The sequence below is a fragment of the Paraburkholderia lebeckiae genome, from assembly GCF_050436325.1.
Classification (GTDB): domain Bacteria; phylum Pseudomonadota; class Gammaproteobacteria; order Burkholderiales; family Burkholderiaceae; genus Paraburkholderia; species Paraburkholderia tuberum.
In genome coordinates this window covers 1,428,787-1,455,320 of sequence record NZ_JBNDLZ010000003.1, presented here as the reverse complement: position 1 = coordinate 1,455,320, position 26,534 = coordinate 1,428,787, and the positions used below count along the sequence as shown (strand labels likewise).

The window sequence follows — 26,534 nt, the reverse complement described above, 5'->3', positions numbered from 1 at the left end:
TCGGGCCTTGAAAACCGAAAGGCGTCGCGAATCTCGCGACGCCTTTTTTCATGCCGCCATGCCGACGACCCGGGTCGGGTGCGCGCGGAGGTTCGATCAGATCAATCGCGCGTGATCGCGCGCGGTGCGAGTGGCGTTTCCGGCGTCGGATAGCCGGCTTCCTTGAAGGTCTGAACGATCGCGCGATTGGTGTCGAAGTAGACCTGCCAGTAGTTCTGGTTGGACGAGTAAGGGCGCACGCACAGCAGCGGTCCTTCTGGCGTAAAGCTCAAGACCTCGATATCCGGCGCGGGGTTTTCGGCCACGTTCGGAATCTTCGCGACGGCGGCTTTCAAACGCGCGATCGCATCGGTCGGATCGACGCCATTGGCGATCTTCGCGGTCAGCTCGACGCGCCGGAACGGCAGCACGCTGTAGTTCGAGATCGTGTCGGAGAAGATCTTGTTGTTGCCGATGATGGTCGTCACGTTGTCCGGCGTCACGATCGTGGTGCCGAACAGGCCCAACTCCGTCACGGTGCCGGTGACGCCCGCGGCCATGACGAAATCGCCGACCTTGAACGGCCGCAGCACCTGCATGAACACGCCGGCCGCGAAGTGCGCGAGCAGGCCGCCCCACGCAGTACCGATCGCTAGGCCGAGGCCGGCGAGCAACGCGGCGAACGACGTCGTCTGCACACCGAAGATTTCCAGGATCGCGAGGACGAGCAGCAGGTTCAGCAACCCGGCGAGAATCGACGCGAGGTAGTGGGCGAGTGTCGGGTCGACCCGGCCGTTGCGTGCGAGCAGCTTGCGCGCCAGATTGGAGATCAGCCCGATGATCCAGCGGCCGACCAGCCACAGCACGATTGCGCCGACGACCTTGGTGCCGATGTCGATGCCACGGGTCATGATGAATGCACGTACGGTTTCGATATCCAAGATGTTTCCTCGTTACAGGTTGCCATCAACGGATTGAACGACGGTGGTGCCATGACCCACAACGCGCGGTCTTCGGGAGTTATAGCCGACGGCGCCCGCATGCGCAAGGACCGTTCCTGCACCGCTCGCGCGCGGCAATAAAGAGATGAAACATGGCGGGGCGTACGTGAATAGCCGGTCGGGGCGTGCCGGGTTCACATGCGCAGCCGCGATTCGGAGTACGGTGACGTCTGGATGACAACCGCGTTGTCCGGGGCGTTTTTCACGGCGCACCGGCGCCTCGACATCCGATGCCACGAGAACGCGATCACGATCGCTAGCGCATACGCGCCGGCACGCTGAAGAAACGACATCGGCAGCGCGAATTGTCCATAGCGGTTCTGCGCGTCGGCGAACACGACGAACGTCAACAAGCCGTCGAGCACGCACGCGGCCAGCGCGAGCACGATGAAAATCGCAGGGCCGCTCAACGCGGCACCCGACCCGAACCGGTTATACAGTCGACAGGCCATCGATACGATGGCGAACAAGGCGAGGTTCGACAGCAGATCGAACAGAAAGGTGGTCATTATCGGTTCAATGAAAAAGCAATACGCCGTAGGGTTGCCGGAACGTATGCTCGCGCAAGGTTCAGACATGCTCCGCTGATTCGGCGGCGATCATTGCATATCTTTTCATCTCGATAAATAACCAGAAAAAGCGAAGGTCGTATCGCTCTTTCTTTCGTTTGTTTTTTATGCAATCGGAATGTGAAAAGTCCTTTGCAAATTTATAGTACTGCGACGGTTTCCGTGCGCTGCACCTCAGAAGCGACAAGAAATGCCGATCTGCAACGTCGGATACCATCGATAAGGCGAGACCTTATCGCGCAGTTGCTGCAAGCCGGTGTTGATGATCTGCTGACTCATCTCGGGTCCCGCGCTCGCCGTTTTGTCGTCTCTTCTTTGTTGCTGTCTTTGTCGCGAACGCTCTAAGGCGTCGTGAAGCGATCATGCGAGCAGAGGGCGTAGACGGTCTGTGAGGTGGCGAACCATAGGGTCAATGAATGGGGTCGGAGTGCGCGACGATGTCGCCGCGTCGCCATTCAGTTCGAGCGACGGCAGATGTCAATCGCGGGGCCTTGGCGGGGAGCGCCGCCTCGCTTTGGGTGTGGCCGGTCGGTAAGGAAGCTTAGGGAACTGCGCATCGCCGATGACGCTTGCCCACGCCTTCATCCAGCAAGTGGCGAGCGTCTTTTCAGCTTCTGACTCAGCGCGCATAAGGCGGCTCGTGGCAAGAAGCAAACGAGCCAACGCATATTCCTTGCGTGTGGATTCCCGATGCAAAAGCGAATGATTCCCCTGCATGGCCGGCCACCGAAAAGTCAGCGAGAAGCGTTGCAAGTTAAATCGGGCCTCATTGCATCGTACCCGACGAACGACCGCGCGGCGCAAGCGACGGACTGCTGTCGAGTAAGGATTCGTTCCAGATCGGTGCGTCGTCGATCAATGGGGCGTTGCGTCGCAACACCTGCCACTGTCGCGAAAACGCCAAATCAACGTTGTTTAATTTTGACAAGTCGCGCCGTGCGTTTATCCGTGCGAGGATGAAATCGTCAATGTTCCTGACGTGAAGATCCAGTTACGGGGGCTCCATGAGTAGCATTCCGCTTATCTGGGCAGCGGTGCCGCATAACAGCGACGGTGTTGTCTTTCAGATCCGGCTTGGCCGCGGACTTCAGCGTTTTCACCTGTCGCGGCGCGTGTTCGAGGATGTGTTCGAGCTCGAACGAAAAGCGTCCGACGCGCGCCAACTCGAATTCTTCTACGTGCACGAGCAGCGCATCCTCGCGCGCGCCAGCGCAAAGCGTGGGACGGCCTGCTCGGCCACCGTTTCACTACGGGCCGCCGATTTCGGCGTGTCGAACGACAGCGAGCGCTGGGCGACGCCGAGCGGCGTCGCGCACGGCCTCATCTAGGCGAACCGATGTCTGATGCGCCGCCGCGATCAACGGGCGGCCGTGCGTCGATGCCGCGCGTCAGCGTGCCTTGAGCTGCGTCTCGAGCACTTCGAACGTGCCGGGGATGACCGTCGCGCGCGGATGAGCGCGGATGAGGATTGGCAGCCGTGGCCGGGTCGGCCGCGCCGAACTTCGACGACACCAGATAGATCCGGTGCTGCTGTTCATCGAGCGCCATCGTTTTCGCGCCTTCCAGCGTTGGCATGTTCTGCGCGACCGTGTAATGGTCCGCATCGTCTTCATGCACGATCGTCAGCGTGCCGTCCGCGCCGTTCGAACTGAACGCGAGCTTCAAGGCCGGATCGAAAGCCGCCGCGTCGGGGTGACCCCTATCAGCACCGCGGCCACGCGACGGCCCGACGTCGCATCGACGATCATCATGCGGTGGCTGGCGCAAACCGAAAACAGGCGCTCGCTCGCCGGATCGATCGCGAGTCCGGTCGGCGACTTGCACCGTGCGAGTGGCCAATGCGCCAGCACCGTCGAGGACCGACCGTCCATCTCGACGATCTCGGCGCGATCTTCCACATTGACGAACACGTGCCCGTGGCTGTCCGCCGCGAGCGCCTCCGGCTTGCCACCCACGCTCATCGTGGCGACCACCTTGCGCGTCGCGACGTCGATTGCGCTGACGCTGCCGTCGTGGCCATTGCTCACGAAGATGCGCCGCAAGGCCGGCACGTAGAGGATGCCGTCCGGATTGGGGCCCGCGGCCTTGATGCTGTCGACGACCTTGAGTGTGTCGAGATCGACGACGCTTACCGTATTGGCGCGGCCGTTGGTGACGAAGCCGAGCTTGAGGTCCTCCACGAACGCGAAGCCGTGCATGCCGTCGGTGTTGGCGATCTCGCCGACCGGTTTGCCGGTGCGCGTATCGATCACCTGCACGTGCCTGTCGCGGCTGATGAAGAGGTGCTGCCGAACTGCGTCGTACGCCACGTAATCCCAACGCTCGCCGCCTTCGAGGCCATAGCGTTTCGCGATTTCGAATCGATCGGCGTTGGCGCCCGTCGCCGCATGGACGTTCGACAGCGCGAGCAGGGAAGCGACGCCGCCGGCGATCAGTGTGGACAGGATTTGTTTCGGTTTCACTTCGAGTGGATTCAGACTAGTACTGCGTATAGATTGGGAGCACGGACGCCATTCCGTTGAGCGAATGACGTCCCGGGTACGGTGGGGCGTTAGCGGATCATCATTCGTGGTCGTCGAGTTTGAAGTCGGACCCACAACTGTTCAGACAGCGTTTCGGTCACGGGGGCTGCATTGGTGGTCGTGGGAGTCGCGTTATAAGGCAGTGTGCCGCTCAGAGCGAACGCCGGGTCATAGGCTGTGCGCGAGACCAGCAGGTTGCCAGCCGTGTAGAATGCGCTGCCGCGTTGGCGCGATGTCGTTGCGCGATGTCGTTGCGCGATGCCGGGTGTTTTTTGGCGGTGTTGGAGGGTGGAGGGCAGTGCCTGAACGGTAGGCTACATTGAGGCGGGCGGGAAGAGGCGGCTCGTTACCGCGCGCGTACCTGTTTGCACGCGCGGGCAAAGGAAAAAGAAAAGGGCCGACGTGCTTTCGCATGTCAGCCCTCGAATCTTTTGGTAGGCCGTACGGGATTCGAACCTGTGACCAACGGATTAAAAGTCCGCTGCTCTACCAGCTGAGCTAACGACCCAAAAGAGAAGCGAAATTATATCGGCGCACCAATGCCCTGTCAACTCTGCAAGACCATCGGCCCAAAATGGAAAGCCCGGGCATCACTACCCGGGCTTTCCAGCGAGAGGCGCGCGTGGCTATCAATTCGGACACTGCGCGTTACTGCCAACTACATCAAAACGTGATCAATCCAGCACCACGATCTACTTGATCTGCGACAGCTTGTTCTGCGCCGACTGCGCGACGTCCGAGCCGGCGTATTGCGCGACGATCTGCTCGAGCGTCTTTTTCGCCGCGGCCTTCTGGCCTTGTTCGAGCTGATTGTTCGCGATCGCGAGCAGCGCTTCCGGTGCACGCGGATGCTGCGGATAGTTCTTCACGATACCTTGCCAAACCGCCGTCGAACCCTTGTAGTCGCGCAGCGCATACAGCGCGTTGCCGAGCCAGTATTGCGCGGTCGGCTGATAGGGGCTGTTCGGATATTTGGAGATGAAGCTGCGGAACGATGCCGCCGCGTTCTTGAAGTCGCCGCTGCGGAATTGCTGTGAAGCCGCGTTGAACGCATCTGTTTCACCCGGCTGCACCTCGCCCTGGACGCCGTCCACCGTCTGCTGCTGCGGCTCGAATTTCTTCAGGCGCGTGTCGAGATCGGTGTAGTAGTCCTTCTGCTGCTTTTGCAGCGTCGAGAGCTGGTTCGCCATGTCCTCGTTCTGTCCGCGCAGCGTCGCGACCTGCTGGTTGAGCTGGTCGAGACGGTTGGACTGATCGAGGATCGTGCGTTGCGCCGCCGATAGCTGGCTCGACAGACTATCGGTCTTCGAACGCAGATCGAGAATGGCCTGGCGGGCCTGATCGTCGTCGAACATGCCCGCATGGGCGGGCACGGCCGTGAGGGCCGTGCCTGCGACGCAGGCCACTGCGGCAAACCGCAGCCAGGAGAAACGATGCGTCATTCGGCTCATCACCCGTTGACTTACTGTTGATATGCGAGGTCGGCGCGGCGGTTCTGTGCCCACGACGCTTCGTCATGACCCGTTGCCAGCGGCTTTTCCTTGCCGAGGCTCACGGCCTCCATTTGCGAATCCGACACGCCCATCAGCGACAGCGAACGACGCACGGCTTCAGCACGCTTCTGGCCGAGTGCGAGGTTGTATTCGCTGGTGCCGCGCTCGTCGGTGTTGCCCTGGATCAGCACGTGACGCTGCGGGTGGCTCTTCAGATATTGCGCGTGTTGTTGCAGCAGCGGTTGATAGTCATCCTTCACCGAGTAGCTGTCGAAGTCGAAGTAGATGCTGCGCTTCGCGAGCGGGCTGTTCGGATCGTTCAGCGGGTCGACATTGACCGTCGCGACGTCGTTCGGGTTCGGTTGGGCCGAGCCTGCGCCCTTGTTGGCGTTTTCGTCGAGCTTGACGCCCGAGTGACATGCGGCCAGTGCACCGACCATCACGACGGCGAATGCGAAACGAAGTTTGGACATCATTTGATTACTCTCCTTGTGTTATTGCATCAACGTTATTGCATAAACGGGCCCCAGGACGGCTCGCGTACGCTGCCCCCCTGAACGGACAGGACCTGCCGAGTGCGACCGTCGGTCGATACTGCGGCCAACACGCCACGGCCGTTCACCTGAGTGGCGTAAAGAATGTACTGACCGTTCGCCGCGAAGCTCGGCGATTCGTCATGTGTCGTGTCCGTCAGGCCCGTGGCGGTTCCGCCTTGCAGGTCCTGGATGTACAGCTTGAACGCACCGCCGACGCGCGAGATGTAGGCAAGCTCCTTGCCGTCAGGACTCACACGCGGGCTGGTGTTGTAGCTGCCCGTAAACGTGACGCGTTGCGCGCCGCCCGCGCTTTCACCTTGCGCCGGCATCTTGTAGATCTGCGGTGCGCCGCCGCGGTCGCTCGTGAAATAGATCCACTGACCGTCAGGAGAGTAGGTCGGCTCGGTGTCGATCGAGCTGCCTTGCGTCAGACGACGCAGACCGCTGCCGTCCGCGTTGACCGCGAAAATCTGCGTATTGCCGGTACGCGACAGCGCGACGGCGAGCGTGCGGCCATCCGGCGACCACGCCGGCGCACTGTTGTTGCCCTTCTGGTCCGATACGACGATGCGCCGGCCCGTGGGCAGGTCGTGGATATAGACGATCGGCTTCTTCTTCTCGAACGACACGTAAGCGACCTTGGTGCCGTCGGGCGACCAGGCCGGCGAGATGATCGGCTCGGGACTCGACAGCGCGATGTGCGCGTCCTGACCGTCCGAATCCGAGATCTGCAGCTGGTAGCGGTTGCCCGACTTGATCACATACGACAGGCGCGTGGCGAACACGCCGCGATTGCCCATGAGCTTGGCGTAAATGTAGTCCGCGACCTTGTGCGCGCTCATGCGCAGACCGCTTTCCGGGCTCACCAGCACGAGGCCGCCGAGGCTTTCGCCCTTGACCGTATCGTACAGCTTGAAGCGCACTTCGTACTGGCCGTTCGGCAGGCGGTTCACGCTGCCCGCGACGAACGCGTTGGCGCCCTTCGCCTTCCATGCGCCGAGGTCGACGGAATCGGTCTCGGACACCGGCGTCGAGCCTGCGTCGATATTCGTGAATTTGCCGCTGCGTTGCAGATCCTGACGCACGATCGTGCTGACCTGCTGCGGGGAGTTCGCTTCATTGGCGAAATTCGCCGTTGCGATCGGAAACTGAGTGGATCCGACGCCCGTCACGAGGACGTTGAGTTGTGCGTTGGCGGCGCCGCCGACGCCGATCAGGCACGTTGCCACGAGTGTTCGCAGGCCTAGCTTGGTCATCAAACTCATGCTGTATGGGTTCCTCAAAACGGTTTTACTTAATACTCGAAGACAGCAGACAGACCGGAAAACGGCTATTTCGTTCCCGCGCAACGCCGCGCCGGGTGGGGCGCGGCGTTGGCCGCCGGTCGGCTGTCAGCCTGCACATCAAGCCGCCGGACGCAGCGTGATAGTAAAGTAGTCCGGCGTCTTGCCATTGACGTCCCGAGGCATCGGATCGGAGGCTCTCACCGCCCGCAACGCGGCGGCGTCCCACGCGGCATTGCCGCTGCTGTGGGTAATGTTTGCGCTCAGCTGATTGCCGTCCGGCGAACAACGCACGGCGATCACGGTCTCGAGACCTTCCGTTTCGCCGCCCCAGTTCACATGCTGAAGCACCAGCCGTCGTACCTTGTCCGCGTAACCCGGCGATGCCGCCGTGCCGCCCGAGCCGCTACCCGTTCCGCTCTTTCCCAGTCCGTTGCTGCTCGAACTGCTGCCGCCCACGCCGCCGGCCAGACCCTGCATCTGCGCAAGCCGCGCGCGACGTTCGTTGTCGAGCTGCTTTTTCGCCTGCGCGGCCGCATCGGCTTGCGCCTTGGCCTTCGCCGCTTTCTCCGCCTCGGCCTTCTTCTGCACTTCTGCCTGAGCCTGCTTTTGCTGCTGCTCCTGCTGTTCTTTCAGTTGCTGTTGCTTCTGCTGCTCGGCGAGCTGCTGTTGCTTGAGCTTCTCGGCCTGCTGCTGTTGCTGCTGTTGCGCCTGCTGCTGCTTGAGCTTCGCGGCCTTCTGCGCCGCGAGCTGGGCCGCCTGTTCGGCCGCCAGTTGTTGCTGACGCTTCGCTTCCGCTTCCTGCTGCTCTTTCAGCTTCAATTGGCGCTGCTGTTCGGCCAGTTGGGCCGCGCGAGCCGCTTCCTGCTGCTGGCGCTTCTTTTCCTGCAGCGCGATGTCGGCCTGTTCGTCGCGCACGGGCGGAGCAGGGGCGACCGGCGTGGGCGGCGGCGTGACGACGGGACGCGGAATCGCGGAATCCGGCACCTCTGTCCACAGTTCCGCTTGTTCGCCCTCGGGCGTGCTGTTCTGCCATTGGATGCCGTGATACAGGAAGAATCCGAGCAGCGCATGCATCACCAGCGCGAACAGAAAAGCTCGCCCGGTGCCGCGTTCACGCGGCGGCTGAAGCGGGTATTCGGAGTTCTTGCGGATCATTGCGATTTGACTAGCAATCCGACGCGCTTGACGCCCCGAGCCTTCAGCTCGGACATCACGTTCATCACGACTTCGTATTTCACGGTTTTGTCGGCGGCGATCACGACGGGCTGATCGGGGTGCGATTGTGCCCGATCGGCGATGAAACCGTTGAGGCCAGCCTTCGTCATGTCTTCCTGCTGCTGCGTGCCGGAGTCGTCCTTGTACTTGACGCTCATGTTGCCGTCGGCGCGGATGTTGACGATTACGGGTGGCGTCTGCTGTTGGGGCGCCGCGCCGCCGACGGTCGGCAGATTGACGATCGACGGCGCGACGAGCGGCGCCGTGACCATGAAGATCACTAGCAGCACGAGCATCACGTCGATGTACGGCACGACGTTGATGTCGGCCATTGCGCGACGCGAGCGCGAGCCGCGCATGCTGGAGGAACGGGAGCCTGCCATCTTGGCCTCCTCAGTGTGCCTGGCGCTGCAGGATGTTCGAGAACTCTTCGATGAAGGTTTCGAAACGGATCGCCAGACGGTCGATGTCGTGCGCGTAGCGGTTGTAGGCGACCACGGCCGGAATCGCGGCGAACAGGCCGATCGCGGTGGCGGTCAGGGCCTCGGCGATGCCCGGCGCGACGTTCGCGAGCGTGGCCTGTTGCACGTTGGCGAGGCCGCGGAACGCATTCATGATCCCCCACACCGTGCCGAACAGACCGATATACGGGCTGACCGAACCGACCGACGCGAGGAACGCGAGATTCGCTTCGAGCACGTCCATTTCGCGCTGGAACGCCGCGCGCATCGCGCGCCGGGCGCCGTCGAGAATCGCGCCCGGATCGTTCAGGCGCTTCTCTTTGCCCTTCAGGAATTCACGCATGCCGGACTCGAAAATCCGCTCGAGCGCGCCGATCGTGTGACGGTTGTTCGCGGCGCTCTGATACAGGGCCTGCAGGTCGCCGCCCGACCAGAAATCACGCTCGAAGCGTTCAGTTTGCGCGCGCGCCCGGCGAATCGCAAACCACTTGCGGAAGATGAAAGTCCAGGAGAGTAGCGACAGCAACAGCAGCAGAGCCATGACGGCCTGGGCCAGCAGGCTCGCGTTGAGTACGAGTGAAACGATCGACAGATCTTGTGTAGTGTTCATAAAGGTTCGTTTTAACGTCCCGGAAGGGGGCGTCCGGCTGCAAGGCCGCTTCAAGCTTGCCGTGGGCAAAACGGAAGCTTCGGCGATATCGAAGCCGAACCATGCTTTGTGTTACCTGACCGGTATGAGTTCACTGGCCCCGTAACAACGAGGCTCAGGTATCGTCCGTTGACATGCCGCCGCCGTTCAGTCCGCGCTCTCGCCAGGGCCCGGCCCGTGCCGCAGCGCGGCGAGAACCGCGGGCGGGATCGCGGCTGGCCGCAGCGTCGCGCGGTCCACACAGCCAACCCGGACCGAACCGGTGGCAAGCAGCGTGCCTTCGCGCCATGCTTCCTGCACGAAGTCTACCGAAGCTCGGCCAAGACGCTCGATCCGGCTGACAATTTTCACGATGTCGTCGAGCCGGGCCGGAGCCCGGTAATCGACCGCGGTACTGCGCACGATGAAAATCGCGTCGTTTTCTTCCGCAAGCCGATGCTGGTCGACGCCGCACGCGCGCAGCCATTCGGTGCGAGCGCGTTCGAAAAATTTCAGGTAATTGGCGTAAAACACGATGCCGCCGGCGTCGGTATCTTCGTAGTACACGCGGATGGGCCACGTATAGCCGATTTCCGTGCCTGGCTGGCTGGGTCGACATATTCATGCGGCGCATTCTACCGGAACGCACAACCCGGGGTCTGTTTCGAAGTGTGAGTTGCTTGTGGCGGGCGTCGGCGGCGATAGGAGCCGGCTTTGCCGGCCGCGCCGGGACTGGCGGAGCGGCTATCGACGTGCCGCAGGAAAAAGCCAGCACGATGATGGGCGGCGGCGCGACCGATGGTAGCGGCGGCCGCCGCCGCCCGCCTTCAAACTCAGCCGCGATGCACGGACAGACCGGCGAACGACTGCGCGACCGGCATCAGCTCGATGGTGTTGATGTTGACGTGCGCTGGGCGCGTGGCGATCCAGTAGATGGAATCGGCGATGTCTTCGGCCGTCAGCGGTTGCACGTTTTCGTAGACCTTGGCGGCCTTGTCGTCGTCGCCGCGATAACGCACGTTCGAGAATTCGGTGCCGCCGCACAGACCCGGCTCGATGTCGGTCACGCGCAGCGCGGTGCCGGCGAGCTCGGCGCGCAGGTTCAGGCTGAACTGGCGCACGAACGCCTTGGTCGCGCCGTACACGTTGCCGCCCGCGTACGGCCAGCGGCCCGCCACCGAACCCAGATTGAAGATATGCCCGCGGTTGCGCTCGACCATGCCGGGCAACAGCGCATGCGTAACCTGCACGAGGCCCGTGCAATTGGTCTCGATCATGGTGTTCCATTCATCGAGACTTGCCTTGTGAGCCGGCTCGGTGCCGAGCGCGAGGCCGGCGTTGTTGACGAGCACGTCGAGCGCGGCGAAGTCCGCCGGCAGCGAGGCGGGCACGGCTTCGACGGCGGCGCGATCGCGCACGTCGAGCTCGTACGGCAGCAGCGCGTCGCCGAGCTCGTCGGCGAGTGCTTGCAGACGGTCCTTGCGGCGTGCAGTGGCGACGACACGATGGCCGCCCTTGACGAACGAGCGGGCGATGGCGGCGCCGAATCCGGCCGACGCTCCTGTGACAAACACGATCATTGCAGTTCCCTGGTCGGTAAGAGACAAAGGCCCAAAGCGTACTTCCAATGCCACGCTGCGGCAAGGATGCACGAGCCGGATCGGCGGCTGCCGCGGCGGCGCGCAACGGGTGCGCGGCGCGACCGGCGCGCTTTCCTCAGATGGGTGCGCGGCGGGGCCGCCGGACCGTCCGGAGGCCCCGCCAGGGGCCGCCGGAGCATCCGCAAGTCGGTTGCCTATTCGGGTCTCTTCCAATACACTAACGCGCTCGACCCTGCGTGACTGGCGATAGAACCGAGTCGTCCGACTCAGCCGATTCAACCAATCGGGTTCAAGGTGGAACAACCCACCGTGAAGCGCAGGGTGCCGTTTTGCCGTTCGCCTGGGCAGCCGTGAACCGCGCGCATTAATCTGCGCTGACGGTGGCTGGCCTGCCTCGCGCATGCGGCGACTCTCCACTCGCCACGTCAGGGCAAGCCTCGCCGCCCACAGCGCTGCGTACCCCGCTGTGTACCCTCTACGCAGGATTCGGCGCACGATCCGGTCAACCTGAAAACACTCAACGGAACCCGTATGTTTGACAGAGCCCAAAGCACCATCGCCAACGTCGATCCTGAACTCTGGAAGGTCATCGAGCAGGAAAACCGCCGTCAGGAAGAGCACATCGAACTGATCGCGTCGGAGAACTACACGAGCCCGGCCGTGATGGCCGCGCAAGGCTCGCAACTCACGAACAAGTACGCCGAAGGGTATCCGGGCAAGCGCTACTACGGCGGCTGTGAATACGTCGACGTTGCCGAGCAGCTGGCAATCGACCGCGTGAAGCAGCTGTTCGGCGCCGAAGCCGCGAACGTGCAGCCGAACTCGGGCTCGCAGGCGAACCAGGGCGTGTTCTTCGCCATGCTCAAGCCGGGCGACACGATCATGGGCATGAGCCTTGCGCACGGCGGCCACCTCACGCACGGCTCGCCGGTCAACATGTCGGGCAAGTGGTTCAACGTGGTCAGCTACGGCCTGAACGAAGCCGAAGACATCGACTACGACGCCGCCGAGAAGCTCGCGCAAGAACACAAGCCGAAGCTGATCGTAGCGGGCGCGTCCGCGTTCGCGCTGCGCATCGATTTCGAACGCATGTCGAAGATCGCGAAGTCGGTCGGCGCCTACTTCATGGTCGACATGGCGCACTACGCCGGTCTCGTCGCCGCGGGTGTTTATCCGAACCCGGTGCCGCACGCCGATTTCGTCACCACTACCACGCACAAGAGCCTGCGCGGCCCGCGCGGCGGCGTGATCCTGATGAAGGCCGAGTTCGAGAAGCCGATCAACTCGGCGATCTTCCCGGGCATCCAGGGCGGTCCGTTGATGCACGTAATCGCCGCGAAGGCCGTCGCGTTCAAGGAAGCGCTTTCGCCGGAATTCAAGGCGTATCAGCAGCAGGTCGTCGAGAACGCGCGTGTGCTTGCAGAAACGCTGGTCAAGCGCGGTCTGCGCATCGTGTCGGGTCGCACCGAAAGCCACGTGATGCTGGTCGATCTGCGCGCGAAGAAGATCACCGGCAAGGCTGCGGAAGCGGCACTCGGCTCGGCACACATCACGGTCAACAAGAACGCGATCCCGAACGATCCGGAAAAGCCGTTCGTGACCTCGGGTATCCGCCTCGGTTCTCCGGCCATGACCACGCGCGGCTTCGGCGTGAAGGAAGCCGAGCAGGTCGGCAACCTGATCGCCGACGTGCTGGACAACCCGGAAGATGCCGCGACGATCGAGCGCGTGAAGGCTCAAGTCGCCGATCTGACCAAGCGCTTTCCGGTTTACGGCTAAACCATGCATTGCCCCTTCTGCCGCCACGCCGATACGCAAGTCGTCGACTCGCGCGTATCCGAAGACGGCGCGACAATCCGCCGGCGCCGCCGCTGCCCGGCCTGCGACAAGCGTTTCACGACGTATGAGCGGGTCGAGCTGGCGTTGCCGTCGGTCGTCAAGAAGGACGGCACGCGCACGGAATTCGATCGCCGCAAGATCGTCGCGAGCATGCAACTGGCGCTGCGCAAGCGCCCGGTTGCGGTGGACGCGATCGAAGCGGCTGTGGCCCGTATCGAGTATCAGCTGCTCGGCAGCGGCGAGCGCGAGGTGCGTAGCGAGCGCCTCGGCGAACTCGTGATGAACGAGTTGCGCGCGCTCGACACGATCGCTTACGTCCGTTTCGCTTCCGTGTACCGGCGCTTCGAAGACGTCTCCGAATTCGAGGACGTGATCGAGGAATTCCGCCGCGCCTCTTCCCCACCCAAGCCTTCCCGCAAGCGCTGAGCGCACGCGTTTCGCAGCTGAGCTGCGGTCATTCGCATCCATCGCCTCGCGCATTTCGCGCTTTTTTTCACGCATCGCTTCTCCCGTCTCCGTGATCGATCGTCACGTGCATTGTTGCGCGCGCTAACGTCTGAATGCCACCTGGCCGTTCGGACGATGGTCGGCGCACTCGCAAATCGCTAGATTGGCTGCATCCGTTCGTAACGCTCAGGGATGCAGATGAAATTCAAGGGGATTTACCGGCCATCGCGCGCCGGTTTCACACTCGTCGAAACGCTGGCGGTGATAGCGCTCGTGATGCTGATGGCCGTGATGGCGGTGCCGTCGTTCGCCGCATGGCATATGCGCGATCAGGTCGACGCGCGCGCGAAGGCGCTGCTGTCCACGTTCGCCTACGCGCGCAGCGAGGCGCTGCGGCGCGGTGCGCGCATCACGGTGTGCCGCGTCGATGCAGCGCGCGTCTGTCTCGTGTCGGGCCAAGCCTGCGCCGGCGGCATCGCCGACTGGGCCTGCGGCTGGGCCGTATTCGCCGAACGTGGCGGCAAGCCGTCGTTGTTGCGCGCGCAGCCGGCGCTCGCGGCGGTGAGCATCACCGGCGTGCAGACGGATATGACGTTCACGCCGCCGGCTGGGCAACTGATCGGCGCGTTTCGAAGTTTTGATATCGCGCCGCGAAGCCCATCGAAATCGATGCAGGGGTACCCGTGGCGGCGCTGCATCAGTGTCGCTGCAGGAGGTCGCGCGCGGATCTCGGAGGGCGCGTGTGGAGCGACGTCATGAGACAGCCCGCATTCAAGACCGGTTTGCGTGTGCACGCATCGACATGTAATGGCAGCTCGTTGATCGAGGTGATGCTGGCGGTCGCGTTGGTCGCGGTGAGCGCGCTGGGTTTGATCGCGGTTCAGGTGTGGACCGCACGCGAAGCGCACGCGATGACGCTGCGCGAGAGCGCCGCGTGGATAGCCGACTCGATTGCCGAAGCGACGCGCACGCCTTCCACGGGCGATGTCGCGCTCAATCAATGGCGCGCCTGGGCGAGCGCTCTGCTGCCGCACGGCGACGCATCGATCGGCGAGAGTGGCGCGGTCGCGGCGGCGCGCGTGACGTGGGCGTCCGTGCGGGACCGGCCCGCTTTGGGCGATGCGAGCGCCCAGCCGGCGGAGCCTTGCGGCGACGTCGATGCACCGGCTGGATCGTCGTGTGTCGCGTTGGCGTTCGCGAAATGAAGCGACCGCATTGCCCACTCGGTCATACGCTAATCGAATTCCTGATCGCGATGGCGCTCGGGTTGATCGTGATCGCGGGCGCCGTGTCCCTTTACACGGCGCAGCGCAACGCGTTCGTGCAGGCGAGCAACGCGACCCGGATTCGCGAAGCGGGCTTGACCGCGCTGATGCTGATCGGCCAGCAATTGCAGATGGCCGGCTTCGTTCCTGCCAATATCATTGGCTACAACGCGGCGCCTGCGCTATTCGGCTGCTCGGGCGGTCGTCCGACCGGCGCCGACGATAGCCTCGCTTGCACCACGTTGAGCACCGGCTCGGATGGCGTCGCGATCCGTTACGTCGCAGACGTCGTATCGACATGGCCATCGTCGAGCGGTCAGGTCACCGACTGTGTCGGACAAGCCGTCAAAAGCAGCGACGCCGTCCTTGGCGATGAGGGCGCGCCGGTGGTCAATCGCTACTTCGCCAACGTCAGCGGCTCGACGGGCGAGCCGGAGCTTTACTGCGTGGGCAGCGGCAATGCGGGGTCCGCGCAGCCGCTGGTCGAAGGCGTCGAGCGCGTGCGGTTGCGCTACTGGCTGGACGGCGCGGCGAATGCGGTGACTGCGTCGGCCGTGGCGGCGGATCAATGGGCGAACGTCGTTGCGGTCGATGTCTGCGTGCTGGTGCGCGGCGCGCCGCAAGGACAGCGTTCGAAGTACATCGACTGCGATGGCGTGAGTACACTCGGTACCGACTTGCGGCCTCGACAGGTGTTTTCCCGCCGAGTTGCGCTGCGTAATCGCGCGGAGGTGTCGTCGTGATGGATCGCGACACAGCAACGCAACGCGGCCGCGCGTACGACATATGCGGCGGGCCAGGCGGAACAGCGAAACAATTAGGCAGGCAAAATTGTCGGGGCGGTGCCCGACGGGCACATCAACGCGGCGTCGTGCTAGCCATCGTGCTGTTGATCTCGGCCATGATGCTCGCCACGTCCGCGATATGGTTCGAAACATCGCTCGCGGCCGCTCGCGCGGCGACCAATGTGCGCGACTATCTGCAGGCTTTCCACGCGGCGGATTCGGCGCTGAGCTTGTGCGAGCGCAACGTGCTATCGGCAAGTGGCGACGCGCCCGATGCACCGCTCATATTCGGCGAGCCGACTCAATGGAGGCTTGAAACCGCGTTCGACGCAGGCGCCATCACGCCTGTGGCGCAATGGCCGGGATCATCGCGCGCGCCGCAATGCCTGATCGAGCCTTGGCGTCTCGCGAGTCGACCCAACGCCAGCGCTTATCTGCTGACCGCGCGCGGCTTCGGGCGGAGCAGCGAGTCGCAGGTCTGGTTGCAGATGGAGGTCGTGACCGAAGATGGCGCGATCGAACGTCATTGGCGGAGCGTTGCAGCAAGACCATTCTGAAGAACGCACCGACTGGACACGTATGAAAAGGCCGAACACATCCGCATTCACGCTGCTCGAACTCGTGATCGCGCTCGCGATTGCCGCCACGCTCGCCGCGTTTGCGATTCCTTCGTATCGCAGCCACATTGCGCGCACGCATCGCATCGATGCGGCGTCGGCGTTATATCGGGCTGCGCAATTCGTCGAGGCCGCGGCGAGCGATGGGGCGCCGGCCTTGCCACCGGGTATCGATCAGGCGCCGCAGTTCGGCGCCCCGGTGTATCGAGTGCGCGTGCTGCCCGCGGACGATACGAACGGCGGCTATTCGATCGAAGCGGCGCCCGCGGAAGCGGGCCCGATGCGCGACGACCCGTGCGGCACGTTCACGCTAGATGCGACGGGTCAGCGAGGCAATAGAAACGACGCGAGCGGCGCGACGCCCACAAGCAGCGAATGCTGGAATACCAGTTAGCGGGTGATTGAAGGCCGACACGCGCAACCTTGCGAGCGGGAGGTCCGATAGATCGCTGCCACCCGCAGCGGCCACGACCTCAATAGCCGCTTCGCATCGAATCGTCCTGCGTCGCCGCCGACTGCGCCGTAGCGGAAGCCGCCGCGGCCGCCCGCGCCGCCGCCGACTCGTTCTTCATCTGTTGCCAGATCCGGAACGCTTCCCACGCGCCGAGCGCAAGGCTGCCCCACTTGAGCGCGGGTTTCGCGCTCGCGACGACCGTCGCGCGCAGCGGTTTGGCGAGCAACAGCGAAGCGATCGAGCTGATGAGCGGGTACTGCTTGAGCAACGCGCCGATCGTGCCCGCGTTGAGCACGCTCGCCTTTGGCCCTTTACCGACGCGCACGCCGCCGAAGCCGGGGATCACGAACCTGAGCCAGCTGAAATGCGTGACGGCCTGGCGCAGTTCGAAGGTGGCCTGTGCGAGCTCGACGCGCTCGACGTCCGCGCGAACGAGCAGCAATTCCTTGCGCAGCGCCCGCAGATGCGGCGCGCTCAGATCCTTCGACGGATGGCGCTTGTTACGAAAGGCGGTATCAGGACGGGAGGGGCTCATGGCGTGTCGGCGGCAGTGAGGGTGAGGCGACGGATCGGATGCAGACGAACTTTCCCATCAGTCGCGGCTGCGAAACGCTTCGCGATCCTTTTCGAACTCCGCGATGGTCGCTTCGAATACCATCGGCGCGTTGCGCAAACCGCTGCGCGCCTTCAGCGCACAGGCGAGCCCGGCAATCGCGTAGACCGCGGTGATGCCGGCAAGCGCCTGCCATCGGTAGGTGTCCCAGAAGGCAATGGCGACGAGTGCGGTCAACGCGATCAAGGCCATCGTGGCGAGCATCATCGCGGCAAGACCGAGAAACAGCACGCCGAGCAGGCGGTCTTTTTCCTCGGCGAGTTCGATGCCCACCAGTTCGAGCCGCGTCTGCAGGATCGCAAACACGGAACTGAGAATGCGGCGCAACGGGCTGCGTTCTGCGCGCTGCGAGTGTGTTTCGGTCGTCATGGCTGTGGGCGTTGCGCGTGAGGGCCTGGCCGGCGCGCGCGCGCCAGCAGAAGCGGACCGGCAAGGCTCGCGCCGGTCCGCCCGTGTCGCCGGTGCGCCGGACATGCCTGCTCCGGCGGCCTCACCGGCCTTTACTTGCGATTGATCAGCAAACCGACCACCACGCCGATGCCCGCGGCGATGCCGATCGACGCCCACGGATGCTCGTGCACGTAGTCGTCGGTGGCGCGGGCGGCCTTCTTGCCTTTTTCGACGACCACGACCTGAACGTCGGCTGCCTTTTCTTTCGCCTGCTTCAGGCGCGTCAGCGCGGTTTCGCGCAGTTCCGACGCGCGTTCGCCGGTAGCGCTCGCGGCCTGTTTCAGCAGGTCTTCAGCGTCCGCGAGGACGGTTTTGATATCCGACATCAATCTCTCCTTGTTGACTTCCGACATTGACAGCTCCCTTTGTCTCACGCTACGCGTAAATCGTAACCAAAGAAACGGTTGCTGGCGAGCATAGTGCCGGTTGCATGCCGCATCCGCACGATCCGTTCCCGGCAGCGTGTGGCGTCCAGACACCCGTTTGAGGGCACTCTGTTCCAGCCCGGTATCGGATTGAGTTGATCTGTCCCGCAAAGTTTCCGTCAAACGGGAGAAAATTACAAAAAGGCATAAAGTCCTGACGCGATGTTGGTTCGCCATGTACCACCGCGGCCTTATGCTTTATCGTGACGGGCCGCCGCGGGCACACGCCCGCGACCTTATCCGGATACCTTCCGAATACCTACAGGAGATGCACTATGAGTCTACGTCTTGGCGACATTGCGCCGGATTTCGAACAGGAGTCGAGCATTGGCCGCATCAGGTTCCACGAGTGGCTCGGCAATAGCTGGGGCGTGCTGTTCTCGCATCCGGCCGACTTCACGCCGGTCTGTACGACCGAGCTGGGCCTGACCGCGAAGCTCGCGGACGAGTTCGAAAAGCGCAACGTGAAGACGATCGCGTTGTCGGTCGACAGCGCGGAGTCGCACAAGGAGTGGATCAAGGACATCAACGAGACGCAGGCCGCCAACGTCGGTTTTCCGATTCTCGCGGATGGGGATCGCAAGGTCTCCGGGCTTTACGACATGATTCATCCGAACGCGAACGAAACGTTCACGGTGCGCTCGCTGTTCGTCATCGATCCGAACAGGAAGGTGCGTCTGATCATCACGTATCCGGCGAGCACCGGCCGCAACTTCGACGAAGTGCTGCGCGTGATCGATTCGCTGCAACTGACCGACAGTCACTCGGTCGCGACGCCGGGCAACTTGAAGCAGGGCGATGACGTCGTGATCGTGCCGTCGCTGAAGGACGAGGAAGTCATCAAGCAGAAATTCCCGAAGGGCTACAAGGCGTTGCGTCCGTACCTGCGCCTGACGCCGCAGCCGAACCCGTAAGCGGCGCGGCATGAACCAAAAAGCCGGTTCGAAGGAACCGGCTTTTTGGCATTATCGATGCACCAGCATCGGAATCAGAAGAACGCCTGAATACCGGTCTGCGCACGGCCGAGGATCAGCGCGTGAACGTCGTGGGTGCCTTCGTAGGTGTTGACGACCTCGAGGTTCACCAGATGACGCGCGACGCCGAACTCGTCCGAAATACCGTTGCCGCCGAGCATGTCGCGCGCGAGGCGGGCGATGTCGAGCGCTTTGCCGCACGAATTGCGCTTCATGATCGAGGTGATTTCGACTGCGGCCGTGCCTTCGTCTTTCATGCGGCCGAGGCGGAGTACGCCTTGCAGGCCGAGCGTGATTTCGGTCTGCATGTCGGCGAGCTTCTTCTGGATCAGCTGGTTCGCGGCGAGCGGCCGGCCAAATTGCTTGCGATCGAGCACGTACTGACGCGCGATGTGCCAGCACGCTTCGGCCGCCCCGAGCGCGCCCCAGGCGATGCCGTAGCGCGCCGAGTTCAGACACGTGAACGGACCGCGCAGGCCGCTGACACCCGGCATGATGTTCTCTTCCGGCACGAACGCTTCGTCGAGCACGATCTCGCCGGTGATCGACGCGCGCAGACCGATCTTGCCGTGGATCGCCGGTGCCGACAGACCCTTCCAGCCCTTCTCGAGAATGAAGCCGCGGATGTTGTCCTCGCCGTCTTCCTCGAGCTTCGCCCATACGACGAACACGTCCGCGATCGGCGAATTGGTGATCCACATCTTCGAGCCCGACAACGAGTAGCCGCCATCGACCTTCTTCGCGCGCGTGACCATGCCGCCCGGATCGGAACCGTGGTTCGGCTCGGTCAGGCCGAAGCAGCCGATCCACTCGCCGCGCGCGAGCTTCGGCAGATATTTTTCCTTCTGCGCGTCCGAGCCGAATTCGTAGATCGGCACCATCACCAGTGACGACTGCACCGACATCATCGAGCGATAGCCGGAGTCGACGCGTTCCACTTCACGCGCGATCAGCCCGTACGCGACATAGTTCAGACCGGGGCCCCCGTACTGTTCGGGAATCGTCGGACCGAGCAAGCCAAGCTCGCCCATTTCGCGAAAGATCCCGATATCGGTCTTTTCGTGGCGGAACGCCTCCAGCACGCGCGGCAGCAGCTTGTCCTGCGAGTAAGCCGCAGCGGCATCGCGCACCATACGTTCGTCTTCGGTGAGCTGCTGATCCAGCAGCAATGGGTCTTCCCAGTGAAACTGCGCGGCTACGGCCATGACGTATCTCCTGATTTCCTGCTCAGACCAGCTTGACTAGAGTTCCGCGTTGCGAAACAATGTTTTGCAAACGACGCCCGAGTGTATCACCCTATGACGCTGCCATCCACTTTCTCCGCTCCGCTCGACGAACGCAAATTTGTCGTCGCCCTTGCTCGCGGGCTGGACCTGTTGCGCGTGTTCCGGCCAGGGGAGACGATGCTCGGCAATCGGGATTTCGTCGAACGCACGGGGTTGCCGAAGGCAACCGTGAACCGGCTCGCCTACACGCTGACCGTGCTCGGCTATCTGCGGCTGGACGAGAGACACGGCAAATATGCGCTCGACGCGGGCGTGCTGTCGCTCGGTTTCGCGCTGCTGTCGGGCACCGACATGCTCGAACTGGCGCGCCCGCACCTGCGCAGCCTGGCGCGCGAGGTCGGCGCGGCGGTCTCGCTCGGGTGCCGGGACGGGCTCGACATGGTGTATCTGGAGACGATTCGCAGCGAAACCGCATTGACGCTCGGCCTCGCATCCGGCTCGAAACTGTCGATGCTGACGAGCTCGATGGGCCGCGCCTATCTCGCCGTGCAGCCGCCCGACGTGCGTACCGCGTTACTCGCGGAACTGAAAAAAGCGGCTGGCAGAGTGGGGGCGATGCTCGTCGCCGAAGCCGAACAGGAGATCGCCGCGTTCGCGAACGAGCGATGCTGCTACTCGTTTCGTGCGTGGCATGACGACGTGAACGCAGTCGCGGTGCCGTTTCGCGAGCCGCGCGAAAAGCGCTGGCTCGTGCTCAGCTGCAGCGGGCCGGCGTCGTCGATGGGGGAGGAAGTATTTCGCGAGAATGTCGCGCCGCGCCTGAAGGCGCTCGCGGCGCGGCTGGGGGAGCCGGGCTGAGGTAATGCCGGGGCGCCCCGGCTAACCGGGCCCACACCGTGTCACGCCGCCCGGTCGTGATAATGCGCGTTGAATAATGGCCCTTGCACGAACCGCACGTCGTACTGCTGTAGCGCGGAGAATTGCGCCTCATCCATCACGCGATTGAAAATCAGCGGCACCCGCAGCCGGCCCGCGTAGCCGACGAGCGGCTTCACGGTCGCGTCGCGCAATGCGGCCGCCGCATCCATCTTGATGAAGTCGAGCCGCGCGGTTTCGGATACCGACAGGATCTGCCCCGCGTTCGACAGATTGCCCGCCACCTTGAACCCGTAGTGCTGATAGCTGCGCGTCAGATAGCCCAGGAACGTCTTGTGTGCGACCGCCGCCGCCGGCAACTCGATCACGATGCGCGTCGGACTCAAATTGAACGACGTCAGCACGCTCGAAAAATGCCGGCCGTGGTCATACTTCACGCTCTTCAACAGCCTCTCGTGCACCCGCAGAAACAGCAACCCATGCCGCTGCGGGCCGAAGAAGTTGATTGCGTGCAGCGCGCGCGACATGCGGTCTAGCGCGACCAGCCGCTGATCGTCGGCGATGTTGTCGAACGGATCGAACACCTCGAACGGCGGCGCGTCGAGCCGGTGCGTGACCGCCTGAAAGCCGAGTTCATCACCGAAGCGGTCGACCCCTTCCGGGCCGCATGACAGCGACTGCGCAAGCGCGTGCACGCTGATGTCGAAGATCGGCTCGTAGGCACTCGTGAGCTCGATGCCGTCGAAATGCGCGAGCGCGATGCCGGCGTGTGCGCCTTGTCCCAATGCCAGATGCTCGCCGAGAAACGGGTGATGAGCGGCGCGGGCGATCAGATCGGGGATGGTCGGCGAAATCATGAAGGCATATGAAAGGCGACGATGAACGCGCACCGGGCGCGTGGCAGCGCGACGCGATGGCCGCATTCACTGATGGTAGCAGTACGGGCCCTGCGCAGATTAACAAAATGCTCATATCGTTATTGGCCTCACGCTTATCGGCCGGGGCTGAGCGCGGAATGACGAGGTTCGCCGGCGTGTTTCCAAGGGTATACGTTAATTTCACTATTCGTAATTCGTTTTACTATTCGTAAAACGCAATTTAGCCAGCCTGAGGGGACGACCCAATGAGTGACCAACCCGCCGCCAATGTGATCGAAGTCGAGCGCGTGCTCGCTGAAACCGATCGCCCGACTTTTCAGGCGATGCTGCTTGCGCTGTGCGGGCTGTGTCTGCTGATCGACGGTTTCGACGCGCAGGCGATGGGCTATGTCGCGCCCAGCGTGATCGCCGAATGGCACGTCGCAAAAACCGCGCTTGGCCCGGTTTTCAGCGCGAGCCTGTTCGGCATGCTGCTGGGCGCGCTCGGGCTGTCGGTGCTGGCCGACCGCATCGGCCGCCGACCGGTGCTGATCGGCGCGACGTTCTTCTTCTCGCTGTCGATGCTCGCCACGCCGTTCGTAGCGACGATTCCCGCGCTGATCACGCTGCGTTTCATCACGGGTCTCGGGCTCGGCTGCATCATGCCGAACGCGATGGCGCTGGTGGGCGAATTCTCGACGCCCGCGCATCGCGTCAAGCGCATGATGTTGGTGTCGTGCGGCTTCACGCTCGGCGCGGCGGTCGGCGGCTTCGTCAGCGCTGCGCTGATTCCGGCCTATGGCTGGCGCGCGGTGTTCTGGGTTGGCGGCGCGGTGCCGTTTCTGCTCGCGTTCGCGATGCTGGCGATGCTGCCAGAGTCGCTGCAGTTTCTGGTGCTGAAGGGCCGCAGCGAGCGCGCGGTGAGTTGGCTTGCGAAGTTCGACCCGGCCTTGCCGATCGACGCGAACACGCGCCTCGTCGTCAGCGAAAAGCGCAGCGACGGCGCGCCGGTCGCCGAGTTGTTCCGCGCGGGCCGGGGGCCGGTCACGCTGATTCTGTGGGCGATCAGCTTCATGAACCTGATCGTGCTGTACTTCCTGTCGAACTGGCTGCCCACCGTAATGCGCGACGCCGGCTACACGCCGGGCGCGGCCGTGATCGTCGGCACGGTGCTGCAGACCGGCGGTGTAATCGGCACGCTGCTGCTCGGCTGGTTCATCGAGCGCATGGGTTTCGTGCGCGTGCTGTTCGCGTGCTTCGCGGTAGCCACGGTCGCAGTCGGCACGATCGGTGCGGTCGCGCATGTGCTGCCGTGGCTGCTCGTCGTCGTGTTCGCGGGCGGCTTCTGTGTGGTCGGCGGACAGCCGGCCGTCAATGCGCTTGCCGGGCATTTCTATCCGACCGCGCTGCGCTCGACCGGCATCGGCTGGAGTCTCGGCATTGGCCGGATCGGTTCCGTGATCGGCCCGCTCGTCGGCGGACAGCTGATCGCGTTGAACTGGTCGAATGCCGCGCTGTTTCATGCGGCGGCGCTGCCGGTGCTGTGCTCGGCGCTGCTGGTGGTCGTGCTCGCCGGTGCGACGCGGCAACCCAACCGCGCGTCCGAAGCGGAGCCGGCCTGAGCCTGACTGCAAAGATCACGTATCGACCGGGAAAGAATCGAGCAACTCGCGGAGAACCTTGTATGGATACCTCAACACGTACGCCGGCCGACGAACGCCTGCGGCCTGAAATCGAGCCCGGCTATCAGTCGGGTTTCGCGAATGAATTCGCGACCGAGGCGTTGCCGGGCGCGTTGCCGACCGGCCGCAATTCGCCGCAACGCGCGGCCTATGGTTTGTATGCCGAACAGATTTCCGGCACGGCGTTTACGGCGCCACGCGGTCACAACCGTCGCTCGTGGCTGTACCGGATTCGTCCGGCGGCCATGCACAAGCCATTCACGTCGATGCCGTCGGAGCGGCTCGTCGCGAACTTCGCCGAGGTGCCGCCGACGCCGCCGAACCAACTGCGCTGGGACCCCCTGCCGATGCCCAGCGAACCGACCGATTTCATCGACGGCTGGGTCACGATGGCGGGCAACGGCTCGGCCGAAGCGATGAGCGGTTGCGCGATTCATCTGTACGCGGCGAACCGCTCGATGCGCGATCGCTTCTTCTACAGCGCCGACGGTGAGCTCCTGATCGTGCCGCAACAAGGGCGCCTGCATATCGCGACCGAAATGGGCCACGTCGATATCGAGCCGTTCGAGATCGCGGTAATTCCGCGCGGCGTGCGCTTCGCGGTCAGCCTGCCGGACGGCAGCGCGCGCGGGTATATCTGCGAGAACTTCGGTGCGCTGCTGCGTCTGCCGGAACTGGGGCCGATCGGCTCCAACGGTCTCGCGAATCCGCGCGATTTCCTGACGCCGCACGCCGCATACGAAGACCGCGAAGGTGCGTTCGAACTCGTCGCGAAGATGAACGGCAATCTGTGGCGCGCGGACATCGGCCATTCGCCGCTCGACGTAGTGGCATGGCACGGCAACTACGCGCCGTACAAATACGACCTGCGCCGCTTCAACACGATCGGCTCGGTCAGCTTCGACCATCCGGATCCGTCGATCTTCCTCGTGCTCCAATCGCAAAGCGACACGCCGGGTGTCGATACGATCGACTTCGTGATCTTCCCGCCGCGCTGGCTCGCCGCCGAAGATACGTTCCGGCCGCCCTGGTTCCATCGCAACGTCGCGAGCGAGTTCATGGGCCTCGTGCATGGCGTCTACGACGCGAAGGCCGAGGGCTTCGTGCCCGGCGGCGCGAGCCTGCACAATTGCATGACGGGCCACGGCCCGGACGCGGACACGTTCGAGAAGGCGTCGCATCTCGATACCTCGGTGCCGAAGAAGGTCGACGACACGATGGCCTTCATGTTCGAGACCCGCACGCTGATCAAGCCGACGCGCTTCGCGCTCGAAACCGCGCAATTGCAGGCGCATTACTCCGAGTGCTGGCAAGGCCTCAAGAAACACTTCAATCCGGAGCAACGATGAACGCGGTGAACGATCTCCAGGCGACGCTCGATGCGTCGCGCAAGAGCTGGATCGAGTCGGCCAACGACCCAGCTGGCGACTTCCCGATCCAGAACCTGCCGTTCGGCATTTTCAGCGACCGTGGCAACGACGCGCGTCGCGTGGGCGTCGCGATCGGCGATCGGATCGTCGATCTCGCCGCGTTGCAGGCCGCGGGTCTGCTGAACGTGCCGGCGCACAACGTGTTCGCGCGCGATGCGCTGAACGATTTCATCGCGCTTGGCCGCGACGTGTGGCGCAGTGTGCGTATCCAGCTGAGCGAACTGCTCGCGCGCGACACCGCGACGCTGCGCGACGCTGCCGCGTTGCGCGCGAAGGTGCTCGTGCGCGCGGCCGATGCGCGTCTGCATCTGCCGGTGCAGATTCCGGGCTACACGGATTTCTATTCATCGAAGGAACACGCGACCAATGTCGGCGCGATGTTCCGCGATCCGAAGAATGCGCTGCTGCCGAACTGGTCGGAGATGCCGATCGGCTACAACGGACGGGCGTCGTCGGTGGTCGTGAGCGGGACGCCGGTGCGTCGTCCCAATGGTCAGCTGAAGTTGCCCGACCAGGAGCGTCCGGTGTTCGGCGCGAGCCGCAAGCTCGATATCGAACTGGAGACGGGTTTCATCATCGGCGGCGGCAATGCGCTGGGCGAGCCGATCGCGTGCGAGGACGCGGAGGCGCACATTTTCGGCATGGTGCTGCTGAACGACTGGAGCGCGCGCGACATCCAGCAATGGGAATACGTGCCGCTCGGCCCATTCAATGCGAAGACCTTCGCGACGACGATCTCACCGTGGGTCGTCACGCTCGATGCGCTCGAACCCTTCCGCGTCGCGCAGCCGGTGCAGGAGCCAGAGCCGCTCGCCTATCTGCGGCATCGAGGAAAGCATGCGTTCGACATTCACCTCGAAGTGACGTTGCGTGCGCAACCCGCGCGGCAAGCGAGCACGATCGCGCGGACCAACTTCAAATACATGTACTGGACGATGGCGCAGCAGCTCGCGCATCACACTGTGGCGGGCTGCAATACGCGGGTGGGCGACCTGATGGGCTCGGGGACGATCAGCGGGCCGACCGAGGATTCGTACGGCAGCCTGCTGGAGCTGACGTGGAACGGCAAGAAGCCGCTGGCGTTGAAGGAGGGCGGCACGCGCACGTTCATCGAGGACGGCGATGAGTTGACGCTCGTCGGCTGGTGCCAGGGCGACGGGTATCGCATGGGGTTCGGCGCGTGTGCCGGAGAGATTCTGCCGGCGCGCGAGTGAGCGCGAAGCAGTCGCGACGAGCGGGGGCCGGCGCGCAATGCCGGCCCTCGTCGTTTGTGCGAGACCTTGGGCGTACCGTGTCGCAATTA

At 63.6% G+C, this 26,534-nt stretch carries 29 protein-coding genes, 1 tRNA gene, 1 pseudogene and 1 riboswitch; of the genes and pseudogenes, 13 read left to right on the top strand and 18 right to left on the bottom strand.

Annotated features, from left to right (window positions below):
- Positions 1-101 precede the first annotated feature (101 nt).
- Together OKW44_RS24585 and OKW44_RS24580 are read right to left on the bottom strand one after the other, a co-directional pair.
- Positions 102-920, bottom strand: coding sequence for a mechanosensitive ion channel family protein (locus OKW44_RS24585; RefSeq protein WP_018419496.1), 819 nt, complete (start codon positions 918-920; stop codon positions 102-104).
- Between the two features lie 194 nt (positions 921-1,114).
- A complete protein-coding gene (locus OKW44_RS24580) occupies positions 1,115-1,489 on the bottom strand; it encodes a hypothetical protein (protein ID WP_018419497.1) in 375 nt (124 codons plus the stop codon).
- Between the two features lie 1,064 nt (positions 1,490-2,553).
- Between OKW44_RS24580 and OKW44_RS24575 the strand changes: the two genes are divergently transcribed.
- Positions 2,554-2,877, top strand: a complete 324-nt coding sequence (locus OKW44_RS24575) for a hypothetical protein (protein WP_026225608.1) — start codon at positions 2,554-2,556, stop codon at positions 2,875-2,877.
- Here OKW44_RS24575 and OKW44_RS24570 read toward each other — a convergent pair.
- The 11 genes and pseudogenes from OKW44_RS24570 to ydfG all read right to left on the bottom strand — a co-directional run bounded on the left by OKW44_RS24570 (position 2,870) and on the right by ydfG (position 11,270).
- The gene (locus OKW44_RS24570; RefSeq protein ID WP_051103760.1) at positions 2,870-3,214 is read right to left on the bottom strand and encodes a hypothetical protein; all 345 of its coding nucleotides are present in this window, start codon (positions 3,212-3,214) and stop codon (positions 2,870-2,872) included. The genes OKW44_RS24575 and OKW44_RS24570 overlap by 8 nt on opposite strands.
- Positions 3,211-4,011 carry a YncE family protein gene (locus tag OKW44_RS24565; RefSeq protein WP_051103761.1) on the bottom strand — a complete coding sequence of 267 codons (801 nt, stop codon included), beginning with the start codon at positions 4,009-4,011 and terminating at the stop codon, positions 3,211-3,213. Before OKW44_RS24565 ends, OKW44_RS24570 begins: the two co-directional genes overlap by 4 nt.
- A 492-nt stretch (positions 4,012-4,503) precedes the next feature.
- A tRNA-Lys gene (locus OKW44_RS24560) sits at positions 4,504-4,579 on the bottom strand.
- Positions 4,580-4,763: 184 nt separating this feature from the next.
- Positions 4,764-5,513 carry a tol-pal system protein YbgF gene (gene ybgF / locus OKW44_RS24555; RefSeq protein ID WP_018419501.1) on the bottom strand — a complete coding sequence of 250 codons (750 nt, stop codon included), beginning with the start codon at positions 5,511-5,513 and terminating at the stop codon, positions 4,764-4,766.
- Positions 5,514-5,533: 20 nt separating this feature from the next.
- Positions 5,534-6,040, bottom strand: coding sequence for a peptidoglycan-associated lipoprotein Pal (gene pal / locus OKW44_RS24550; RefSeq protein WP_018419502.1), 507 nt, complete (start codon positions 6,038-6,040; stop codon positions 5,534-5,536).
- A gap of 32 nt (positions 6,041-6,072) precedes the next feature.
- Positions 6,073-7,365 carry a Tol-Pal system beta propeller repeat protein TolB gene (gene tolB, locus OKW44_RS24545; RefSeq protein WP_018419503.1) on the bottom strand — a complete coding sequence of 431 codons (1,293 nt, stop codon included), beginning with the start codon at positions 7,363-7,365 and terminating at the stop codon, positions 6,073-6,075.
- A gap of 138 nt (positions 7,366-7,503) precedes the next feature.
- Positions 7,504-8,541, bottom strand: a complete 1,038-nt coding sequence (tolA, locus tag OKW44_RS24540; protein ID WP_018419504.1) for a cell envelope integrity protein TolA — start codon at positions 8,539-8,541, stop codon at positions 7,504-7,506.
- Complete coding sequence (gene tolR, locus OKW44_RS24535) at positions 8,538-8,984, bottom strand: protein TolR (protein ID WP_026225609.1); 447 nt, start codon at positions 8,982-8,984, stop codon at positions 8,538-8,540. The genes tolA and tolR overlap by 4 nt, the downstream gene beginning before the upstream one ends.
- Before the next feature lie 10 nt (positions 8,985-8,994).
- Positions 8,995-9,672 carry a protein TolQ gene (tolQ, locus tag OKW44_RS24530; protein WP_006047860.1) on the bottom strand — a complete coding sequence of 226 codons (678 nt, stop codon included), beginning with the start codon at positions 9,670-9,672 and terminating at the stop codon, positions 8,995-8,997.
- A 186-nt stretch (positions 9,673-9,858) separates the two neighbouring features.
- A pseudogene (ybgC, locus tag OKW44_RS24525) lies at positions 9,859-10,324 on the bottom strand (tol-pal system-associated acyl-CoA thioesterase).
- A gap of 199 nt (positions 10,325-10,523) precedes the next feature.
- The gene (ydfG, locus tag OKW44_RS24520) at positions 10,524-11,270 is read right to left on the bottom strand and encodes a bifunctional NADP-dependent 3-hydroxy acid dehydrogenase/3-hydroxypropionate dehydrogenase YdfG (RefSeq protein ID WP_018419507.1); all 747 of its coding nucleotides are present in this window, start codon (positions 11,268-11,270) and stop codon (positions 10,524-10,526) included.
- 247 nt (positions 11,271-11,517) lie between these two features.
- Positions 11,518-11,644: riboswitch (ZMP/ZTP riboswitch) on the top strand.
- A 178-nt stretch (positions 11,645-11,822) separates the two neighbouring features.
- Between ydfG and glyA the strand changes: the two genes are divergently transcribed.
- The 7 genes from glyA (at position 11,823) to OKW44_RS24485 (ending at position 16,638) form a co-directional block, all read left to right on the top strand.
- Positions 11,823-13,070, top strand: a complete 1,248-nt coding sequence (gene glyA / locus OKW44_RS24515; protein WP_018419508.1) for a serine hydroxymethyltransferase — start codon at positions 11,823-11,825, stop codon at positions 13,068-13,070.
- A gap of 3 nt (positions 13,071-13,073) precedes the next feature.
- Positions 13,074-13,556, top strand: a complete 483-nt coding sequence (gene nrdR, locus OKW44_RS24510) for a transcriptional regulator NrdR (RefSeq protein WP_008919734.1) — start codon at positions 13,074-13,076, stop codon at positions 13,554-13,556.
- Positions 13,557-13,769: 213 nt separating this feature from the next.
- Positions 13,770-14,336 carry a GspH/FimT family pseudopilin gene (locus OKW44_RS24505; protein ID WP_018419509.1) on the top strand — a complete coding sequence of 189 codons (567 nt, stop codon included), beginning with the start codon at positions 13,770-13,772 and terminating at the stop codon, positions 14,334-14,336.
- Positions 14,333-14,782 (top strand): type IV pilus modification PilV family protein, encoded by a 450-nt coding sequence (locus OKW44_RS24500; protein ID WP_018419510.1) that lies wholly within the window; start codon positions 14,333-14,335, stop codon positions 14,780-14,782. The genes OKW44_RS24505 and OKW44_RS24500 overlap by 4 nt, the downstream gene beginning before the upstream one ends.
- On the top strand, positions 14,779-15,585 hold the full coding sequence (locus tag OKW44_RS24495; protein ID WP_018419511.1) for a type IV pillus assembly protein: 807 nt from the start codon (positions 14,779-14,781) through the stop codon (positions 15,583-15,585). The genes OKW44_RS24500 and OKW44_RS24495 overlap by 4 nt, the downstream gene beginning before the upstream one ends.
- Positions 15,586-15,713: 128 nt before the next feature.
- On the top strand, positions 15,714-16,184 hold the full coding sequence (locus tag OKW44_RS24490; protein ID WP_018419512.1) for a pilus assembly PilX family protein: 471 nt from the start codon (positions 15,714-15,716) through the stop codon (positions 16,182-16,184).
- A gap of 22 nt (positions 16,185-16,206) precedes the next feature.
- Entirely contained in the window at positions 16,207-16,638 is a 432-nt protein-coding gene (locus tag OKW44_RS24485; protein ID WP_018419513.1) for a type IV pilin protein, read from the top strand.
- 79 nt (positions 16,639-16,717) lie between these two features.
- Here OKW44_RS24485 and OKW44_RS24480 read toward each other — a convergent pair whose 3' ends face one another.
- From OKW44_RS24480 to OKW44_RS24470, 3 genes are all read right to left on the bottom strand, one after another.
- Positions 16,718-17,233: a DUF3318 domain-containing protein gene (locus OKW44_RS24480; protein WP_018419514.1), complete on the bottom strand. Its 516-nt coding sequence runs from the start codon at positions 17,231-17,233 to the stop codon at positions 16,718-16,720.
- A gap of 57 nt (positions 17,234-17,290) precedes the next feature.
- The gene (locus OKW44_RS24475) at positions 17,291-17,680 is read right to left on the bottom strand and encodes a phage holin family protein (RefSeq protein WP_018419515.1); all 390 of its coding nucleotides are present in this window, start codon (positions 17,678-17,680) and stop codon (positions 17,291-17,293) included.
- 131 nt (positions 17,681-17,811) lie between these two features.
- Positions 17,812-18,114, bottom strand: coding sequence for an ElaB/YgaM/YqjD family protein (locus OKW44_RS24470; protein ID WP_026225611.1), 303 nt, complete (start codon positions 18,112-18,114; stop codon positions 17,812-17,814).
- Positions 18,115-18,461: 347 nt separating this feature from the next.
- On the opposite strand from OKW44_RS24470, the gene OKW44_RS24465 reads away from it, so the two are divergent.
- Positions 18,462-19,100: a peroxiredoxin gene (locus OKW44_RS24465; protein WP_018419517.1), complete on the top strand. Its 639-nt coding sequence runs from the start codon at positions 18,462-18,464 to the stop codon at positions 19,098-19,100.
- 74 nt (positions 19,101-19,174) lie between these two features.
- Here the strand turns inward: OKW44_RS24465 and OKW44_RS24460 are convergent, their stop codons facing one another.
- The gene (locus OKW44_RS24460; protein ID WP_018419518.1) at positions 19,175-20,365 is read right to left on the bottom strand and encodes an acyl-CoA dehydrogenase; all 1,191 of its coding nucleotides are present in this window, start codon (positions 20,363-20,365) and stop codon (positions 19,175-19,177) included.
- A 93-nt stretch (positions 20,366-20,458) separates the two neighbouring features.
- On the opposite strand from OKW44_RS24460, the gene OKW44_RS24455 reads away from it, so the two are divergent.
- Positions 20,459-21,244: an IclR family transcriptional regulator gene (locus OKW44_RS24455; protein WP_018419519.1), complete on the top strand. Its 786-nt coding sequence runs from the start codon at positions 20,459-20,461 to the stop codon at positions 21,242-21,244.
- Between the two features lie 41 nt (positions 21,245-21,285).
- Here the strand turns inward: OKW44_RS24455 and OKW44_RS24450 are convergent, their stop codons facing one another.
- Positions 21,286-22,119 carry an EAL domain-containing protein gene (locus OKW44_RS24450; protein ID WP_026225612.1) on the bottom strand — a complete coding sequence of 278 codons (834 nt, stop codon included), beginning with the start codon at positions 22,117-22,119 and terminating at the stop codon, positions 21,286-21,288.
- Between the two features lie 266 nt (positions 22,120-22,385).
- On the opposite strand from OKW44_RS24450, the gene OKW44_RS24445 reads away from it, so the two are divergent.
- The 3 genes from OKW44_RS24445 (at position 22,386) to fahA (ending at position 26,445) form a co-directional block, all read left to right on the top strand.
- Entirely contained in the window at positions 22,386-23,741 is a 1,356-nt protein-coding gene (locus OKW44_RS24445) for an MFS transporter (protein ID WP_018419521.1), read from the top strand.
- A gap of 62 nt (positions 23,742-23,803) precedes the next feature.
- Positions 23,804-25,150, top strand: a complete 1,347-nt coding sequence (gene hmgA / locus OKW44_RS24440) for a homogentisate 1,2-dioxygenase (RefSeq protein WP_018419522.1) — start codon at positions 23,804-23,806, stop codon at positions 25,148-25,150.
- Complete coding sequence (gene fahA / locus OKW44_RS24435) at positions 25,147-26,445, top strand: fumarylacetoacetase (RefSeq protein WP_018419523.1); 1,299 nt, start codon at positions 25,147-25,149, stop codon at positions 26,443-26,445. The genes hmgA and fahA overlap by 4 nt, the downstream gene beginning before the upstream one ends.
- Positions 26,446-26,534 lie beyond the last annotated feature (89 nt).

Bases quoted from the DNA above. Each gene is read 5' to 3' on its own strand.
- nrdR (WP_008919734.1), top strand. From the start codon at position 13,074: ATGCATTGCCCCTTCTGCCGCCACGCCGATACGCAAGTCGTCGACTCG.
- tolR (WP_026225609.1), bottom strand. From the start codon at position 8,984: ATGGCAGGCTCCCGTTCCTCCAGCATGCGCGGCTCGCGCTCGCGTCGC.
- OKW44_RS24505 (WP_018419509.1), top strand. From the start codon at position 13,770: ATGCAGATGAAATTCAAGGGGATTTACCGGCCATCGCGCGCCGGTTTC.
- glyA (WP_018419508.1), top strand. From the start codon at position 11,823: ATGTTTGACAGAGCCCAAAGCACCATCGCCAACGTCGATCCTGAACTC.
- OKW44_RS24450 (WP_026225612.1), bottom strand. From the start codon at position 22,119: ATGATTTCGCCGACCATCCCCGATCTGATCGCCCGCGCCGCTCATCAC.
- OKW44_RS24470 (WP_026225611.1), bottom strand. From the start codon at position 18,114: ATGTCGGAAGTCAACAAGGAGAGATTGATGTCGGATATCAAAACCGTC.
- tolB (WP_018419503.1), bottom strand. From the start codon at position 7,365: ATGAGTTTGATGACCAAGCTAGGCCTGCGAACACTCGTGGCAACGTGC.
- OKW44_RS24465 (WP_018419517.1), top strand. From the start codon at position 18,462: ATGAGTCTACGTCTTGGCGACATTGCGCCGGATTTCGAACAGGAGTCG.
- tolQ (WP_006047860.1), bottom strand. From the start codon at position 9,672: ATGAACACTACACAAGATCTGTCGATCGTTTCACTCGTACTCAACGCG.
- OKW44_RS24445 (WP_018419521.1), top strand. From the start codon at position 22,386: ATGAGTGACCAACCCGCCGCCAATGTGATCGAAGTCGAGCGCGTGCTC.
- OKW44_RS24475 (WP_018419515.1), bottom strand. From the start codon at position 17,680: ATGACGACCGAAACACACTCGCAGCGCGCAGAACGCAGCCCGTTGCGC.
- ydfG (WP_018419507.1), bottom strand. From the start codon at position 11,270: ATGATCGTGTTTGTCACAGGAGCGTCGGCCGGATTCGGCGCCGCCATC.
- OKW44_RS24485 (WP_018419513.1), top strand. From the start codon at position 16,207: ATGAAAAGGCCGAACACATCCGCATTCACGCTGCTCGAACTCGTGATC.
- OKW44_RS24495 (WP_018419511.1), top strand. From the start codon at position 14,779: ATGAAGCGACCGCATTGCCCACTCGGTCATACGCTAATCGAATTCCTG.
- pal (WP_018419502.1), bottom strand. From the start codon at position 6,040: ATGATGTCCAAACTTCGTTTCGCATTCGCCGTCGTGATGGTCGGTGCA.
- ybgF (WP_018419501.1), bottom strand. From the start codon at position 5,513: ATGACGCATCGTTTCTCCTGGCTGCGGTTTGCCGCAGTGGCCTGCGTC.
- tolA (WP_018419504.1), bottom strand. From the start codon at position 8,541: ATGATCCGCAAGAACTCCGAATACCCGCTTCAGCCGCCGCGTGAACGC.
- OKW44_RS24455 (WP_018419519.1), top strand. From the start codon at position 20,459: ATGACGCTGCCATCCACTTTCTCCGCTCCGCTCGACGAACGCAAATTT.
- OKW44_RS24460 (WP_018419518.1), bottom strand. From the start codon at position 20,365: ATGGCCGTAGCCGCGCAGTTTCACTGGGAAGACCCATTGCTGCTGGAT.
- OKW44_RS24480 (WP_018419514.1), bottom strand. From the start codon at position 17,233: ATGAGCCCCTCCCGTCCTGATACCGCCTTTCGTAACAAGCGCCATCCG.
- OKW44_RS24580 (WP_018419497.1), bottom strand. From the start codon at position 1,489: ATGACCACCTTTCTGTTCGATCTGCTGTCGAACCTCGCCTTGTTCGCC.
- hmgA (WP_018419522.1), top strand. From the start codon at position 23,804: ATGGATACCTCAACACGTACGCCGGCCGACGAACGCCTGCGGCCTGAA.
- OKW44_RS24575 (WP_026225608.1), top strand. From the start codon at position 2,554: ATGAGTAGCATTCCGCTTATCTGGGCAGCGGTGCCGCATAACAGCGAC.
- fahA (WP_018419523.1), top strand. From the start codon at position 25,147: ATGAACGCGGTGAACGATCTCCAGGCGACGCTCGATGCGTCGCGCAAG.
- OKW44_RS24500 (WP_018419510.1), top strand. From the start codon at position 14,333: ATGAGACAGCCCGCATTCAAGACCGGTTTGCGTGTGCACGCATCGACA.